Source organism: Arhodomonas sp. KWT, assembly GCF_010993615.1.
Map to the genome: position 1 here is coordinate 1 of NZ_WNXE01001033.1, position 581 is coordinate 581.

The following is a 581-nucleotide window of genomic DNA, read 5'->3' on the forward strand; positions in this document are numbered from 1 at the left end:
CCGGCCCCGGCCAGGGGACGGGTCTTCGCGGCCGTGCGGTTATGGACCGTCACGTCGAAGCCCGCCCTGACCAGATTGGTCGCCATCGGCGCCCCCATGGCACCGAGCCCGATGAAACCGACAGCCGTATTCTCCGTCATGGCGCTTGCCTCCCGCCTCGCGGCCCGAATCAGTGAGTGGACTCATTGTCCACGCCACACCGCAAGCCCGGCAAACAGTATCGTCAAACCAAAATTGCTAATGATTTTCATTTGAATTACGGTTCGGAGCACCAGCCCTGGACAGCGGTGAGGGGAGCCGCGGGACCGCCCATCCGTGAATAACGACGATACGTACCTGGAACTCTACCGAACCCACCGCCCCGCGCTGATCGAGTACGCCACCCCACTGGTGGGCGACCGCATGCACGCCGAGGACGTGGTCCAGGAGGCATTTCTCCGCCTGGCGGGGCTGGACAGAGCCGATACCCCCGGCCAACACAGCGTTGCCCGGCCCCTTGCGTACCTTTACCGCTGCGTGCGCAACCTCTCGGTGGACTGGAACCGGCGGCGACGACTGGAAGCGGACTGCCGGGATAACGG

At 64.7% G+C, this 581-nt stretch carries 2 protein-coding genes; one reads left to right on the forward strand and one right to left on the reverse strand.

Features of this window, described 5'->3' with window-relative positions; all coding sequences use genetic code 11:
• Positions 1 to 173, reverse strand: a 173-nt coding sequence (locus G7A99_RS23990) for an NAD(P)-binding domain-containing protein (RefSeq protein WP_371807669.1), incomplete at its 3' end; no start/stop codon positions are given.
• Positions 174 to 315: 142 nt separating this feature from the next.
• On the opposite strand from G7A99_RS23990, the gene G7A99_RS23995 reads away from it, so the two are divergent.
• A partial coding sequence (locus tag G7A99_RS23995) for a sigma factor (protein WP_305792370.1) occupies positions 316 to 581 on the forward strand: 266 nt, incomplete at its 3' end.